Source organism: Microcoleus sp. AS-A8, from assembly GCA_039962225.1.
In the GTDB taxonomy this organism is placed as follows: Bacteria; Cyanobacteriota; Cyanobacteriia; order Cyanobacteriales; family Coleofasciculaceae; genus Allocoleopsis.
This window is the reverse complement of sequence record JAMPKV010000004.1, coordinates 151056-166976: the sequence shown is the minus strand read 5'-3', so window position 1 is coordinate 166976 and position 15921 is coordinate 151056. Positions and strand designations below refer to the sequence as shown.

Genomic DNA, 15921 nt, shown 5'->3' with positions numbered 1-15921 from the left:
TAGGGTCTGTTTTAGGATAATTGTTGCGATCGCAGGATCAATGGGTAAATAGCGACGGTTCTAACGGTCTGGAGGCTTCTTGAAATATTGTGAACCTATATCGTCGGAATACTCTCAAACGTTCTGAAGTTATAAAAGGCGATGTTTCAGCCAAAACGATAAAAGTGGCATTGCAACTCGATACCCTACTTTGGCTCCATAAATTAATCCTTTCTGTTCTAATCCTGTAAGCGCCCCCTGAAACCCACCTCCTCTTGAAAACTGGTGTTTCTGAAGATAGGGGCGTGAATGAGGGCTATCAGTCGGATCGATCGCTAAACTTTCCAGAACCCGTGCCTGAATGGGAGGCAGGAGAAGTAGAAGAGATTCAAAGGTAACAGACAGATCCTCGACCAATCTTAATGTGCTGCGATGGACGTGATGGAGTTGGATGAGTTTTGGAGAAGATGGCAACGAAAATCGGGTTTCTTCATCCTGATAAAAGCAACGATGGTCACTCCAAATTCGCCGCGCTAAGGCGATCGCATCTCCCACATGCCCCTGCGTGTAATCTAGAAATAATTCCAGGGCATCCCCTTCAAACTTCAATCCTTCTGCTGCCATTGCTTCAACGAGCCACGTTTCAAGTTCCTGATGTTGCAGGGGAAGCAGGGAAACTATTTGAACCGGGCTACTTTCCACCCAGTCTTCTGGTGTTGTTGCCAGGACAACATAGCTGACTCGATTTTGCTGTTGAATTTCCTGTCGCAAATAGGATTCCCATCGACCTGCCCGATCCCAAGAACGAATATGGGGGAAATTCTGGAAGACAAACACCACTCGACCGCTTAACTGTTCTGCTATGACCTGGGGAAGCTTCAATAAGGCTTCCAGGATCAGCCATTCATCATTGAGGGGAACCTGCCAAACAAAACGGGCTTGATGGGCTGTTGCTTGTTCTAATTGCAGAGGATAGGCAGAAGCCCACTGCTCTATTAACGTTCGTTCTTCCGGTGTTGCAAAGATATGAAGCATCCCTTCTGCCAACAGCTCTAAAAAGCGAGAAGAGGTGGTGGCTCGTAGGCAATCAATCTCCAAAACTCTGGCTCCAATTTGCTGTGCTGCATAGCGAATCAGCGATCGCCTCCCACTTCCAGTCACACCAGTCAGCATCAAATCCTGGTCAGCCGCCAAAATTGCACAGATTTGCTTTAGCTCAGCCTGCCTGCCAATCAACCCCTGCGGCTTAAACGTATCGTTCATCATGCTCAACCTATCATCCTCACCCTTAAGCCAGCCTTACACGGAGAAACCATTTACTTTTTCCTTACCACCCCAAAAGAATTTTCGATGCACTCTACTTGCACCTAAAAATAGTGCAATGTTAGCTTATAAGAACTAATTTTTAGTGCAAGAGCGTTGACCCATGTCTGCCATCTCCTCGCGCCCTCAAATTTCTCAGCCCTCTACAAGCCAATCCTGGCACACAATCGAAGCTGAAAAAGCCCTTTGGCTGCTGAAGAGCGATCGCACACAAGGCTTAACCCAGGAACAGGTTGACCAGAATTTACAGCACTACGGTACAAACGAGCTGGTCGAAACGGGAGGGCGATCGCCCCTAGAAATTTTCTGGGATCAGTTTAAGAACATCATGTTGTTGATGCTGATCGCCGTTGCAATTATTTCGACAATTCTGGATGTGCGCGAATCCCTGGTGAAGGGGCAGTTCATCTTTCCCAAAGACGCGGTGGCAATCTTTGCGGTGGTGGTGCTGAATGGGCTACTGGGCTATCTTCAGGAGAGCGGAGCCGAAAAAGCACTGGCAGCCCTGAAAAACATGGCATCCTCGAAAGTGCGGCTGATCCGCAACGGCAAACCCCTAGAGGTTGAGTCTAAAGAACTGGTTCCGGGCGATATCATGCTGCTGGAGGCAGGGGTCAAGGTGGCAGCAGATGGGCGAATTTTGGAAGCGGCTAATTTGCAGGTGCGAGAAGCCGCCCTGACGGGAGAAGCACACGCAGTCGAAAAACAAGCCAATGCGATTTTGCCAGAGGATGCACCGTTAGGCGATCGCATCAATCTGGTGTTTTCTGGAACAGAGGTGGTGCAGGGACGGGCAACGGTCCTGGTGACAGGCACCGGAATGCAAACCGAATTGGGTAAGATCGCCACGGCGCTGCAATCAGTGGAAACAGAACCAACGCCACTGCAAAAACGCATGACCCAACTGGGTAATACGTTGGTGACAGGGTCGTTAATTCTGGTAGCCCTCGTCATTGCTGGAGGGACCCTGTTCAATCCTTCATTGTTTGAGGAACTGGTCAAAGTCTCTCTGAGTATGGCGGTTGCAGTTGTACCGGAAGGCTTACCCGCCGTAATCACCGTAACCCTGGCATTGGGCACCCAACGCATGGTGAAGCGCCATGCCCTAATCCGCAAATTGCCTGCGGTGGAAACTCTCGGCTCTGTCACAACCATTTGCTCGGACAAGACAGGAACCCTGACGCAGAACAAAATGGTGGTGCAGGCAGTCCATACCCATCGCTACGCGGCTCGTGTGACGGGTGAGGGATACAGTCCTGAAGGCAAATTTTACCCTCTGGCTATTGCAGAATCATCGCCAGAAATTTCCGGGTCGGCAGATCCAGAATTACGATCGCTGCTGATGGCCTGTGTGCTTTGCAATGATGCTGTATTGCAGAAAGAGCATGGCGATTGGGCAATTTTGGGCGATCCAACCGAAGGAGCACTGCTGGCAGTCGCCGGAAAAGGGGGATTCCGCAAAGACCAGGAAGAGCAGCAGTTACCTCGTGTTACCGAGTTTCCGTTTTCCTCTGAACGCAAGCGAATGAGTGTTGTTGTGCAGGATGCATCCAGCCAAATTGGAACCAGCCCCTTTGTCATGTTTACCAAAGGCTCACCCGAACTGGTTCTAGAACGCTGCACCCACATTCAGCAAGACAATCAGGCTCAACCCATCACAACCGAACAACGTCAGCAAATTTTAGAGCAGAACAATCAGCTTGCCAGCCGAGGGTTGCGTGTCTTAGGGTTGGCTAGCAAGAACTTGACAGAGTTACCACAAGATTCAGACGATAAGGCTGAAACCAACTTGACCTGGTTGGGATTAGTGGGAATGCTGGATGCCCCTCGTCCGGAGGTGCGCGATGCGGTGGAAAAATGCCGTGCCGCAGGGATTCGTCCGGTGATGATTACGGGCGATCACCAACTCACCGCTCAGGCGATCGCACAAGACCTGGGCATTGCGAAAATGGGCGATCGCTGCCTGACGGGACAGGAACTCCAGAAGCTTTCCCAGCCAGAACTGGAAGCAGAAGTTCATCACGTCAGCGTGTATGCCCGTGTTGCACCTGAACACAAGTTACGCATTGTCCAGGCACTCCAGCAGCAGGGACAGATTGTTGCGATGACCGGGGATGGAGTCAACGATGCCCCAGCCTTAAAACAAGCCGATATCGGAGTAGCAATGGGCATTACAGGCACCGATGTCAGTAAAGAAGCGAGTGACATGGTGCTACTGGATGACAACTTTGCCACCATTGTTTCGGCAGTTGAAGAAGGTCGAGTCGTTTATATCAACATTCGTCGCTTCATTCGCTACATCCTGGGCAGCAATATCGGAGAAGTCTTGACGATCGCCGCCGCGCCCTTATTAGGATTAGGGGGAGTGCCGCTATCGCCCCTACAAATTCTTTGGATGAATTTAGTGACTGATGGACTTCCGGCTCTGGCACTAGCCGTCGAACCCGGTAGACCGATCGTCATGCAACAACCCCCTAAAGATCCCAAGGAGAGCATTTTCGCCAGGGGCTTAGGCTCTTACATGGTACGGATTGGTATTATTCTGGCAGTGATCACCATCTTGATGATGGTTTGGGCATACGGTTATACCGAACAGGTGCAAAGTGAGTTGTTAGATCGCGATCGCTGGCAAACAATGGTGTTCACCACCCTTTGTTTAGCTCAGATGGGACATGCACTGGCGATTCGCTCCAATACGCGGTTGATGGTAGAAGTAAATCCCTTGTCAAATCCCTACCTGCTGCTATCCGTTGCCGTCACCAGCATCCTACAACTGATGCTTATTTACGTTGAACCACTTCGGAACTTCTTCAATACTCATTACCTGAGTGGATTAGAGCTATTGGTTTGCATTGGATTTAGCGCTCTTGTGTTCATCTGGATTGAAGCAGAGAAGCTATTTATCCGCTGGTATGTCGCTCGTAAATAGTTTAAACCTAACCCATTAGCCTGGTTGATGTTTCTTATGAATAAAGCAGATTCACCTTTTGGTATTCAAACTTATAACCAAGGGGACATCAGGCTTGACCTGGAACAGAGTATTGATCAGCAATTGCAAAAACAATCTGTCAATCTTGCTGAATTCATACAAAAGTTGACTTATTTCATCACAGCATTAGAACACAACCAGGAGAGATACAACATCAATCCCTACAAAGAAAAATTTAATCGAGGAATTCACATCCTAGGTAAGTATGATTCTGAATTAGGTGTTTTTCCTCATTCACATCTAGCCTTGAAATGTTCAGAAGGCCGTTGGGGTACAGAAAATCCAAGAAAACAATTTTCCAGAAGCATACAATTAGCTTGGGAATTTGAAACCAGGTTAAACAATCAAGAAAAAGCACTACTCCAGATTTGCCCGGTCTACTTGCACTTGCAAACACGGGTCAAGAGTGCCCTTTTTAAGAAAATCCTATTTATGCCAAAAATTGAGGGTACCACCCTGGGAAAAACAAAAGCTGGATTTAGTCCTGAATTTTGTCAGACATTTAAGATTCCCAATTTCCAGGAAATTCTCCGCAAATTCAGGTTCTCTTTACATCGTTTTCTCGATCCTGATAAGAAGCGGCAACTGCTCAAAATTCAGTCTGCATATTTATTTCAACGTTTGTCTGAAAGAGGAATTATAATCCCTAGTTTAAATCAGAAAAATATTCTAGCAACATTAAACACGAATACTCAACAAGTTCAATATGTCATTATTGATCCGATCGCGGATTACTATTTACCACTTTCTCCTGCCTATAATCTTGTGACAGGCTACCTGTGTAAATTTTAATAATTTTATATTCCCTTACTACTGTTATCTGTTGCAATACAGACGTGATAGCATGACCACTTATCTTTGCAGGGTAGGGGCACGACATTGTCGTACCCTTATTCTTGCAATTACACAGCAAATGGCGTAACTATAACCCAAGCAAGATGCCAGTCGGTTGCTGCGAGTGATAGCAATATGAAACCTGTTACTGCATTTTGGGTTCAAAGGCATGAATTTTAACTTTTTTGACCTATTCTGGATTTTTTTGGTTTTCTCCTCACTCCAGCCTTGGTGGCAAAAACGCCAGATGGAAACCCGCCGAGTTCAAACCCTACGAGCATTTGAGCAGCAGCGTCGAAGCCGAGTCATTTTGCTGATTCATCGCCAAGAGTCAATTAGCTTACTAGGAATTCCTCTATCGCGATACATCTCAATTGAAGACTCAGAACAGGTGTTGAGAGCGATTCGCTTCACCCCTCCTGATGTGCCTATTGATTTAATTCTGCATACACCAGGAGGGCTTGTTCTTGCCACAGAACAGATTGCCAGAGCACTCATTCGCCACCAAGCCAAAGTTACCGTTTTTGTGCCTCATTACGCGATGAGTGGCGGCACAATGCTCGCTCTAGCTGCCGATGAAATTGTCATGGATGCTAATGCCGTCTTAGGGCCAGTCGATCCCCAACTGGGCAATATGGCAGCGGCAAGTGTCCTCAAAGTGGTTGAACAAAAGCCCATTGAGAAAATCGACGACCAAACCCTGATTATGGCAGACCTGTCACGCAAAGCGATCGCACAGGTGCAACGGTTTGTGCGGACGCTTTTGAACGATGAGGTGCCAAAACAAAAGATTGCCTCAGAAAACATCGAAAAAATTATTGAAACCCTGACTACAGGACAAGTCACCCATGACTATCCCGTCACAGTTGAGGAGGCGACAGAACTGGGTTTACCGATTACCGTTGGTCTGCCGCCTGCCATCTACAATCTCATGGAGTTATACCCACAACCCCAAGGAGGACGCCCTTCTGTGCAATATATCCCGATGCCTTATGGTCAGCGTCCGGCTTTACCAGAGCCTAAAGGAAGACCTTTACCGGAGTCAGCTAAGTTTTGAGTCATGGGATGCTAAAGGCTAAGACCTTAGCGTGGCGCAGGAGGACTCGTTTGTGGTGATGGGCTGGGTGATGGGCTGGGTGATGGGCTGGGTGATGGGCTGGGTGATGGGCTGGGTGATGGACTGGGTGATGGACTGGGTGACGGAGAGGGCGGTATTGTTTGCGGTGTCGCCCGTGGGGTTGGTGTCGGAGTTGGAGTGGGTGTCGCCCGTGGAGTTGGGGTTGGAGTTGGGGCTGGAGTTGGGGGTGGAGTTGGAGTAGGCTTACCCAGAATTTCTTTTGCCTCCTGATCAAGTCGCTGACGAACTTGTAGATTAGCCATTCCCGTCACTGGCAAACTCACTTGCTCCTGAAACCGCCTGATAGCCGCTTCCGTAGCTGCATCATAAAACTGAGTAATGGGTAAGCCAGGGCTAGGCTGAAGAGTCAGGTTCAGGTTAGATTTGAGAATTCTCACAATATTGGCTGCAAAATTCTGGGTCTGAGGACCAGCAATCCCATCAACCTTTAGCTTATATCCCTGCTGAAACTGGCGAATAGCCGTTCTGGTTGCCTCATCTGTAACGGTATCTCCGGGGGTAACATTGTAGCCAAAACCACGCAAAACAGCGCGAAACTCTCTTGGGGTATAATCCCGGCTGCGCTGGGCAAAGGCGACTTCACAAGTCACCACACTGGCGGCTAATCCCAAGCCGATGATAGCAACGGGTACTCCATATCGATTCCACATCATTTACATTCCTCACACCACTGATTGAGCCGATAACAATTTGAACAGGTATAGTCTAATCTGAAAGATGCTGTTTTTTATAATTGATATACTATTTTTCTTGATTTAGACAATACCAATCTGATGGGCAAAACGCAAGGATAGCGACGCATTTTTATGGGCCTGCTGCCAGGGCTGCATGGGTTCTGTAAGATTGGGTAATTGAGCAGAGCAATTCAGTCCTATACTCAACGGATTTTGATGCCTCCGCTATATAAATAAATAATGTTTGGAATTCGATCTTCTGGGATGAATAATCTCTAACTACAAAAAATATGTCATCCTTGCCAAAACTGACCCCAATAAAAACTAAAACTCAAGTACGCCGGAGCCTTTGGTTTGAACGAGGAATGGCGCTCATTGCGTCAACTAACCTGTTTCTTGTCCTGTTTGACTTGAGCTATATCCCCTTACGAAATTTCTGGCTTCAAGGCAGAATCAAGATTCCTTTGCTCAATCAAACCCTTAAGGTTCCTCTGCCGCCGATCGCCAAGTGGTATGACCCATATAAAGGGATTGAACCCAACCGAGATACGCGGAAGTATTTGGAAACCGTAAATAATCTGGACAAGCAGCTTGGCCTGATTCAGTCACCACCCCTACAGAATCAAGAAATCCTGGCTAGGTTACGCTCACGACAGACAGCAGAAATCCTCGAAGCGCTGCGTCTTCAGAGTGAAGAAATGGTAGATACGAATCCGTTTCAGGTAGCCAATAAGACAGGCACCCTGGAAAAGATCAAAAATCGAATGCGCGATCATGTTCCCAATCAGGAGAATTCAGCTAAACAATCATTCAGACAATTTTGGAGCCAAGACTACTTAGGCTTAAATGGTGTCAGGGGAGAATTGATTTTTTTTAGTGAGGAAATTCGGCCTTTAATAGAAACAAACTACTATCGCCCCATTGGAGAAAATGGCGAATTTATAGACCGCTTTTGGAAGATTGATTTACCCTTTGTTATTCTGTTTGGTTTAGAGTTTCTAGCACGTACCTGGTTGATCAGTCGCCGGCATACAGCTATCAGTTGGCGAGATGCTATGCTGTGGCGTTGGTACGACCTCTTCCTCGTACTACCGTTTTCTCTGGTGCCCTTTTTGCGCTATGGTCTGCTACTGCGAATCATCCCCGTTACAATTCGCTTAAATCAGGCGAAACTGATAGACCTGGAGCGTATCCAAAAGCAAATTACTCAGGGGTTTGTTGCCACCATCGCTGAAGACTTAACGGAAGTTGTAGTGGTTCGGGTGATAAATCAGGTACAAAGTTCTATTCGCGGAGGCGACCTGGCTCGATGGCTCTCCCAACGGGAAGTTCGTCCCTATATTGACCTCAATAATACCGATGAAGTGGCAGCGCTCACAACGTTGATCACACAGCTCGTGGTTTATCAAATTCTTCCCAAAATTAGACCTGACCTAGAAGCCTTGCTGCAACATAACCTGGAAAAAGCGATTAAGCAGTCTCCGGCTTACCAAAGCATTGAGCAATTACCAGGACTTGGACAACTCCAGCACCAACTCACTGAACGATTGACCAAAGAACTCATTCAAGCCATCTACGACGGTCTCAATGCAGCCATGGAAGAAGACCCTGTTGGAGAACAATTGATGAAACGCCTGATTGAACATCTGAGCGAGGCTTTAGGTACAGAAATACAGGGTAAGCAGACTTTACAAAAAATTCAGACCTTATTGACGGATTTATTGGAGGAAGTCAAGATTAATTACGTTGAGCGCTTATCTGAAGAAGATTTTGAAGAAATCTTAGAACAAACCCGAGCCATCCGCCAAATTGCTCAGCAGTAGCGCTAGTCCCTGTGGGCAGACTAGAACAACCCGTCAAAAATCAAACTCTCAATCCCTAATCGCCCGTCACAGGTAGAGCAGATTGCGCTACACTCGAACATAGCAGGAAGTCTTACGATTTGCTGCGGAGCTTCTTGTTGGAAGAAATTTTACCTGGAAGTGGGGTTGACCCACTTTTTTTGTTGTTGGAGTGCTTCAATGACTCATCCCATAATTCCCCAACTCATCGATTTGGCGACGCCAGTAGCCGAAAATCTGGGATTGGAAGTCGTCGGGGCTGTTTTTCACACGAACAGACGTCCCCCTGTACTGCGTGTGGATATCCGTAACTGCGCTGATGATACCAGTTTGGATGACTGCGAACGGATGAGTCGGGCACTGGAAGAGCAGCTAGATGCTTTAGATCTCATTCCAGACTCCTATGTTTTGGAAATTTCCAGTCCTGGGATCTCGCGTGAACTCACTACAGACCGAGAGTTCATTTCTTTCAAAGGGTTCTCTGTCATTGTCAAGACATCTGAACCTTTTGAAGGTCACACAGAGTGGCGCGGAAAGTTAATTCGCCGGGATGACACCGGAGTTTACCTGAACCAGAAAGGTCGTGCGCTCGCCATTCCCCGTCCACTGATTATCAGGGTGCAGTTGGAAGCAAAGGTTTGAATTCGGGTTGAAGGTGAAAAGGTTGTAGACGCCTAAGGGCTTCTCGTTGGTTTGAGTCCAGTAGCTTCTCTAGGAGGCGCTCATTGCCGTTTCTGTTTGGACAAAGCTGGGCAGGAGTCAGCACAAGCGACTCTTTCCTAGAGCAAACGAGACGCCGTAGCTTCTTCGAGAATCGCCTCTCCCCAAGGCGGGGGTAGCGTCGGTTAAAACATTCAACCGACTAACCTTCGACCCGGAGACAAACCCTTCAATTTTTATGTATTCATCATTCATTACGGAGATTTGCTTATGTCAATCGTTGCCTTACCGGGCCTGAAAAAGATGATTGAAGAAATCAGTCAAAGTCACAATCTACCGAAATCTGCCGTTCAACAAGCGCTACGAGAAGCCCTCTTAAAAGGATATGAGCGCTATCGTCGCGCTCAACGCCTAGATCGGTACCATTTTGAAGAAGAGTACTTCAACAACTTTGAAGTCGATCTGGATATTGAAGAAGAAGGTTTTCGCGTCTTATCGACCAAAACGATTGTTGAAGAAGTCAGCAACAGCGACCATCAAATTTCACTGCAAGAAGTTCAGGAAGTGGCCTCTGAAGCCCAACTGGGGGATTCGGTTGTTTTAGATGTGACTCCAGACCAAAGCGAATTTGGGCGGATGGCGGCTATTCAAACCAAGCAGGTACTCTCCCAAAAATTACGAGACCAGCAACGTAAACTCATCCAAGAAGAGTTTGAAGAGCTAGAAGGCACAGTTTTACAAGCCAGAGCGCTGCGATTTGAACGCCAATCGGTGATTATGGCGATTACCAGTGGCTTTGGTCAGCCAGAAGTCGAGGCCGAATTGCCCAAGCGGGAGCAGCTTCCCAATGACAACTATCGCATCAATGCCACATTTAAGGTTTATCTCAAAAAGGTGCGTGAAGGCCCTCATCGCGGGCCACAGCTTGTCGTTTCCAGAGGAGCGGCGGGTTTGGTCGTCTATCTATTTGCTAACGAAGTCCCTGAAATCGAAGATGAAGTCGTGCGGATTGTGGCTGTGGCACGGGAAGCCAACCCTCCCTCTCGCCATGTCGGTCCCCGAACTAAAATTGCCGTGGATACTCTAGAGCGAGATGTTGATCCGGTTGGGGCTTGTATTGGGGCTAGGGGATCGCGCATTCAAGTCGTGGTCAATGAATTACGGGGTGAAAAAATAGACGTGATTCGCTGGTCGCCTGACCCATCCACCTATATTGCTAACGCTCTCAGCCCAGCACGCGTGGATCAAGTGCTACTGGTCAATCCTGAAGGACGTCAGGCACATGTTTTAGTGGCGGAAGACCAGCTCAGTTTAGCAATTGGTAAAGAAGGTCAGAACGTCCGCCTCGCGGCTCGCCTCACGGGCTGGAAGATTGATATTAAAGATGTGGCTAAGTACGATTACGAGGCAGAACATCGCAAAATAGAAGCATTAATCGCCAGTTCTCCTGATGTTGACGACATATACGAGGATGATGAAGAAGCAGTAGAAACACTGAATTTGAATGATTCAGAGCCACTGGATGAAACGATCGATCAACAAGAGGAAGAGGAGTAGGAGACGGATTTGGCTTGGTGTTCCGTTGGCATTGGCTTCCTCAGCGTGATAGCGCTTCGTGCCGCGCTCTTAGGCGATCGTTAGTCAAGTTAAACGCTTTAAACTGTTTACAACAGACAACAACCCCTGTTTGCGTTAAGGAATACAAAACCTCTCACCCATTCTATGGAGCCTAACTATCGTCGTTGTTTGAGCTGCCGCTTGGTGGCTCCCAAAAAGGCGTTCTGGCGCGTTGTCCGACTCTACCCATCGCGACAGGTACAATTAGATGAGGGGATGGGGCGTTCTGCTTACCTCTGTCCTCAACCGAGTTGTCTGGCAGTGGCTCAAAAGAAAAATCGATTGGGGCGCAGTCTTCGCACCTCGGTTCCAGAAAAACTTTATGAGACTTTGTGGCAGCGTTTAGCCGCTTTGCCAGCAATACCAACTCAATCCGGGGAAGGAGAGATATAACAGTGACACCATCAAAGGCTTTCAGTGAATCGAACAATCGTTAGGATAGATAGAGAGGAATTGGTTTTTGGGGTTGTCTCGATTGGAGGTGAGTAAGGTGCAACCCGAATCAGCCACCTAGGTCAAGAAGGCCAAGTGGAAACAGAAGTAACACAAAACCTATATCAGTTTTTTTAAGATTTATGCAAGATTAGAGAGGAAGGGTCTAACTGCTTGATAACTATCTAATAGGTTACGGGGCAATAGGCTAGTATCGAGCCTTGAGGATTAACCCCTTAATTTAGAAGCACATTCACATTCACACAAAGATAACAACTTCACCCATTGGTCACAAAACAAATGAGCAAGCAGTCATTCGAGCATGTCGATATGGTGTAAAACTGGTAGTTACGACGGGGAAATACTGGATGAACAACGGCAAAGTAAGAATTTACGAATTATCACGGGAATTGGATTTGGACAATAAGCACATTTTGGACATCTGTGAAGACCTCAATATTGCGGTTAAAAGTCACAGTAGTACGATCACGGAATCCGAGGCGGAACGCATTCGTGCGGCCTCAGAAAAATTGGCTGTAAGAAGCCGTGGCGGTGCGGCCTCCACAGAAGGAGCTACGGGAGCGCCCCCTCATAAATTTGCGACCCGTCCCAAGGGTCAGCCCAGGCAACAAATTGTAGGAATCAAGCCGAAGTCTCCTACCAGTCCTAGATCGCAACAGGAGGATAATAGAGTGGGAGTTCCTCCTCAACCCCCCGTCAAGCCATCGGTGTCACCCCCCAAGCCGACGCTGAATCGACCCGCCATTAAGCAGCAGCAGCAGCCGGAACGTCCATCCGAGCCGAGCATTGAGCAGGAACCGCCGGAGTTACAAGAGATAGAGCCAGTGGACGTTCAAGTTGAAGCTGAAGCCAATCTGGCTCAACTTGCTGGCCCCCCTGTAAGACCAACGCAGCCCAAAACTCCTCAACCGACACAGGTTGTGAAACCGGTTTTGAAACGCGATCGGTCAGAGCCTTCGCCGGCTAAACCGAGTGGAACTCCAGCGCCACGTCAGCCAGTGAGTTCCAACCCATCCTCAACCGCTACTGAGTCCTCACCGCCAGCACGTCGGAGTCCAGCGCCAGTGGCTCCCGTACAGCCTAAACTTTACGGGCCGCCGAAAAGACCCCAACCCCCTCGTGAAGGTCAAGATGCTGATGTGGCAGCAACCCTGGGAGCAGATGACTTTGCTGGGCCGGACGAGGATATAGAAGGGCTCTCATCAGAGATTAAGGAGCTCAAGGCACCCAAGCGACTGACTCCTCCCCGACCCCCGACGAAGAAGAAAGAATGGGTTGATGAAGATGATGAGTCGCAAGAGCTGGCTAAGGCCGGAAAAGCCGGGGCCAAACTCAAGCGGCGACCTGAACTGTTTGAAGATGATGAGGAAGATTTTGAAGATCAGCTAGCCGAGCTAGGGGCTCCAGTCATCGCCACTCAGGCCGTCGCTCGTCCTGCCAAGCCGAAGTCTCAGCAAAAACAACCGGTGTCGGCGGCCATGCCCACAACGACCCAGAGAAGGAAGCCCGGTGTCAGAGGCAGCAGCGACCACAGCAAATCGGATGCGCGCGATCGCCAACGGGATAAAAAAGCGGTTCCAGAACGTCCAGAAACCATTGTATTGACGGGTTCTGTGACGATTAGAGAACTTGCGACCGCCTTGGGCATTGCTGAAACAGAGATTATTAAAAAGCTGTTCTTCAAAGGAATGGCGGTGAGCATCACCCAAACCCTGGATATCCCCACAGCCAGCCTCGTGGCAGAGGAACTGGGAGTGACTATTGAGACGGTCGAAGAAGCCTCTGCCGCCACGAAGGTGACAGTAATGGTGGGTGAGGAAGATATAGAAAACCTGCACAGGCGTCCACCCGTCGTCACCATTATGGGTCACGTCGATCACGGGAAAACCACCCTGCTCGATGCGATCCGCGAAACCAAAGTGGCGCAGGGAGAAGCCGGTGGGATTACCCAACACATTGGCGCTTACCATGTTGATGTTGACCATGACGGTCAAACTCAGCAGGTGGTCTTCCTCGACACTCCTGGACACGAAGCCTTCACCGCCATGCGGGCGCGTGGAGCACGAGTCACTGACATCGCTATATTGGTGGTGGCAGCGGATGATGGTGTCCAACCCCAAACCGTTGAAGCCATTAGCCACGCCAAAGCGGCTGGAGTTCCCATTGTTGTTGCCATCAATAAAATTGATAAAGCCGGAGCACAACCTGACCGCGTTAAGCAGGAATTAACGGATCGAGGTTTGCAGCCAGAAGAGTGGGGCGGCGAGACGATTATGGTTCCTGTAAGCGCCATCCAAAAAGAAAACCTGGATACGTTGCTGGAGATGATTCTGTTGGTAGCGGAAGTCGAAGACCTTTACGCTAACCCGAATCGGCCTGCCAGAGGTACCGTCATCGAAGCGAACCTGGATAAAACCAGAGGACCTGTTGCTACCCTGTTGGTACAAAACGGCACCCTACGGGTTGGGGATACCCTCGTGGCTGGCTCAGTCTTCTGTAAAGTGCGAGCGATGATCGACGACCGGGGGGCACGCGTTGAGGCCGCAGGGCCATCCTTTGCCGTCGAAGTCCTAGGATTGAACGAGGTTCCTGCTGCTGGGGACGAGTTTGAAGTCTTTGCCAGCGAAAAAGAAGCCCGTTCGACTGCCAACAAAAGAGCTGATGAACAGCGGCAATCTCGCCTGCACCAGGTGATGGCGTCACGCCGAGTTACCCTCAACAGTCTCTCCGCTCAGGCTCAAGAAGGCGAACTCAAAGAACTCAACTTGATTTTGAAAGCAGACGTTCAAGGCTCCGTCGAAGCCATTCTCGGTGCTCTCAAGCAACTGCCACAAAATGAAGTGCAAATCCGAGTTCTGCTGGGAGGAGCTGGCGAAGTCACCGAGACAGATGTTGACTTAGCAGCGGCTAGTGGTGCTGTAATTATTGGCTTCAATACCACACTGGCTCATGGTTCTCGACAGGCGGCTGACCGAGAAGGGGTCGATGTTCGCGAATACAACATCATCTACAAACTCCTAGATGATATTCAAGCGGCGATGGAAGGTCTGTTGGAGCCAGAAATGGTCGAAGAGCCACTCGGACAAGTGGAAGTGCGAGCGGTCTTCCCCGTCGGGCGCGGTGCGGTTGCGGGTTGCTATGTGCTGACAGGTAAAGCCGTTCGTAATTGCAACATCCGAGTACGTCGCGGCGGCAAAGTAGTCCATGAAGGTATTCTGGATTCCCTGAAGCGGATGAAGGACGATGCCAAGGAAGTCAACGCTGGCTACGAATGTGGAGTTGGCCTCGATAAGTTCAATGACTGGAATGAAGGCGACATAATTGAGACCTTCAAGATGGTGAGCCGACGCCGGACGTTGTCAGCCACTTAAAGAGTTGAAGGTTGGCAGGTTGAAGGTTGAAAGTTTGAAGGTTCACTCCCTATAGCTACAACCTGTTAATCGACTAACCTTCAACCCCCATAACCTGCAACCCAATCCGAACTTATGCGCTCTTTCTGGACTGAACCTTTTTTGTGGATTCATCTTGCTGGGTTAGCAGCATTTCCTCTGGCCTTAGAACTTGTTTGGCTCGGACTGGCGGTGGGTGACCCCATCTTGCCAGTCTGGCTAGAGTTCTTGTTTGTGGCGGCGATTGGGCTAGCACCGATTTTGTGGATGCAATTGACCCGCCCCTTTGACATTTTCAGCATTCTGATTTTTGCCCTGAAGCCAGAGCAACTAACACAGGAGCAGCGACGCCTCTTAAGCTTGTTCAAAACGAAGACAAAGGGAGTCATCACGATTGTTGCGGCTGTCTTCGTGCTCTGGGTTCTGTGGCAAATTTACCGAGTGGCTCCCGTGGCAGCAGCGGTCGCTCCCTTAGGCCCCCGTTGGCATTTCCTGGGCCTGCTTGGCGCAGGATTGGCTTTTCTCATCAGTCATTTGTTTTTACAAGTGCCGCTTGCTGTGGCACAAGTCCTTCTGACGAGCGAGTCTGAGTTTGTCGCGGCTACTCCCTACCCCGTTGAAAAAATACCGCAGGATTTTACACTCCCCGGTTTACGAGTCAATAAAATTTTGTCCCTTACGGCAACAGAAGCTGTAACTACGCCAGTCTCTACCACTCCATCTTCACCGGAGTTGACGGTTGAGCAAGAGTGACCCCTGCGGCGCTTCTTTTTTACCGTTCCCAATTCAGGAAAAAAACTCAATCGACTTCTCTCGTGCATGGAGCCATAGAAATAATCAATGGAATAATTAATAAATCTTGGGTAAAGCTTAGCCGCGGGATCGAATGCCTTGGAGTGACTCAATCCGAAGCGGCTGGATTGAGCTGTAAATTACCCATTTAAAATTCTCAATTCATTAAGTTGTTGCCGAGGTCACAATCTGAATAAGATACCCAGGTTATCCTGAAAGAAAAGCAGAAACC

The 15921-nt window shown here is 48.9% G+C and carries 11 protein-coding genes; 9 read left to right on the top strand and 2 right to left on the bottom strand.

Going from position 1 to position 15921, the window contains the following annotated elements:
- Positions 1-129: 129 nt before the first annotated feature.
- Entirely contained in the window at positions 130-1245 is a 1116-nt protein-coding gene (locus NDI48_08080) for an ATP-binding protein (protein MEP0831165.1), read from the bottom strand.
- A 160-nt stretch (positions 1246-1405) separates the two neighbouring features.
- On the opposite strand from NDI48_08080, the gene NDI48_08075 reads away from it, so the two are divergent.
- The 3 genes from NDI48_08075 (at position 1406) to NDI48_08065 (ending at position 6182) form a co-directional block, all read left to right on the top strand.
- Positions 1406-4231 (top strand): cation-translocating P-type ATPase, encoded by a 2826-nt coding sequence (locus NDI48_08075; GenBank protein ID MEP0831164.1) that lies wholly within the window; start codon positions 1406-1408, stop codon positions 4229-4231.
- A 36-nt stretch (positions 4232-4267) separates the two neighbouring features.
- Complete coding sequence (locus tag NDI48_08070; GenBank protein ID MEP0831163.1) at positions 4268-5083, top strand: hypothetical protein; 816 nt, start codon at positions 4268-4270, stop codon at positions 5081-5083.
- Between the two features lie 211 nt (positions 5084-5294).
- Positions 5295-6182, top strand: a complete 888-nt coding sequence (locus NDI48_08065; GenBank protein MEP0831162.1) for a hypothetical protein — start codon at positions 5295-5297, stop codon at positions 6180-6182.
- 26 nt (positions 6183-6208) lie between these two features.
- On the opposite strand, the gene NDI48_08060 is transcribed toward NDI48_08065, so the two are convergent.
- Positions 6209-6916 (bottom strand): peptidoglycan-binding protein, encoded by a 708-nt coding sequence (locus NDI48_08060; GenBank protein MEP0831161.1) that lies wholly within the window; start codon positions 6914-6916, stop codon positions 6209-6211.
- Between the two features lie 386 nt (positions 6917-7302).
- Between NDI48_08060 and NDI48_08055 the strand changes: the two genes are divergently transcribed.
- The 6 genes from NDI48_08055 (at position 7303) to NDI48_08030 (ending at position 15650) form a co-directional block, all read left to right on the top strand.
- Positions 7303-8760 carry a hypothetical protein gene (locus tag NDI48_08055; GenBank protein MEP0831160.1) on the top strand — a complete coding sequence of 486 codons (1458 nt, stop codon included), beginning with the start codon at positions 7303-7305 and terminating at the stop codon, positions 8758-8760.
- A 198-nt stretch (positions 8761-8958) separates the two neighbouring features.
- Entirely contained in the window at positions 8959-9420 is a 462-nt protein-coding gene (rimP, locus tag NDI48_08050) for a ribosome maturation factor RimP (protein ID MEP0831159.1), read from the top strand.
- Between the two features lie 288 nt (positions 9421-9708).
- Positions 9709-10995 (top strand): transcription termination factor NusA, encoded by a 1287-nt coding sequence (nusA, locus tag NDI48_08045; GenBank protein ID MEP0831158.1) that lies wholly within the window; start codon positions 9709-9711, stop codon positions 10993-10995.
- A gap of 165 nt (positions 10996-11160) precedes the next feature.
- The gene (locus NDI48_08040) at positions 11161-11448 is read left to right on the top strand and encodes a YlxR family protein (protein ID MEP0831157.1); all 288 of its coding nucleotides are present in this window, start codon (positions 11161-11163) and stop codon (positions 11446-11448) included.
- A 407-nt stretch (positions 11449-11855) separates the two neighbouring features.
- Positions 11856-14879, top strand: coding sequence for a translation initiation factor IF-2 (gene infB, locus NDI48_08035; GenBank protein MEP0831156.1), 3024 nt, complete (start codon positions 11856-11858; stop codon positions 14877-14879).
- Positions 14880-14993: 114 nt separating this feature from the next.
- Entirely contained in the window at positions 14994-15650 is a 657-nt protein-coding gene (locus NDI48_08030) for a low-complexity tail membrane protein (protein MEP0831155.1), read from the top strand.
- The last annotated feature ends 271 nt before the right edge of the window (positions 15651-15921 follow it).

Excerpts from the sequence above, each read along its gene's own strand:
- NDI48_08080 (MEP0831165.1), bottom strand. The coding sequence starts at position 1,245 with ATGATGAACGATACGTTTAAGCCGCAGGGGTTGATTGGCAGGCAGGCT.
- NDI48_08075 (MEP0831164.1), top strand. The coding sequence starts at position 1,406 with ATGTCTGCCATCTCCTCGCGCCCTCAAATTTCTCAGCCCTCTACAAGC.
- NDI48_08070 (MEP0831163.1), top strand. The coding sequence starts at position 4,268 with ATGAATAAAGCAGATTCACCTTTTGGTATTCAAACTTATAACCAAGGG.
- NDI48_08065 (MEP0831162.1), top strand. The coding sequence starts at position 5,295 with ATGAATTTTAACTTTTTTGACCTATTCTGGATTTTTTTGGTTTTCTCC.
- NDI48_08060 (MEP0831161.1), bottom strand. The coding sequence starts at position 6,916 with ATGATGTGGAATCGATATGGAGTACCCGTTGCTATCATCGGCTTGGGA.
- NDI48_08055 (MEP0831160.1), top strand. The coding sequence starts at position 7,303 with ATGGCGCTCATTGCGTCAACTAACCTGTTTCTTGTCCTGTTTGACTTG.
- rimP (MEP0831159.1), top strand. The coding sequence starts at position 8,959 with ATGACTCATCCCATAATTCCCCAACTCATCGATTTGGCGACGCCAGTA.
- nusA (MEP0831158.1), top strand. The coding sequence starts at position 9,709 with ATGTCAATCGTTGCCTTACCGGGCCTGAAAAAGATGATTGAAGAAATC.
- NDI48_08040 (MEP0831157.1), top strand. The coding sequence starts at position 11,161 with ATGGAGCCTAACTATCGTCGTTGTTTGAGCTGCCGCTTGGTGGCTCCC.
- infB (MEP0831156.1), top strand. The coding sequence starts at position 11,856 with ATGAACAACGGCAAAGTAAGAATTTACGAATTATCACGGGAATTGGAT.
- NDI48_08030 (MEP0831155.1), top strand. The coding sequence starts at position 14,994 with ATGCGCTCTTTCTGGACTGAACCTTTTTTGTGGATTCATCTTGCTGGG.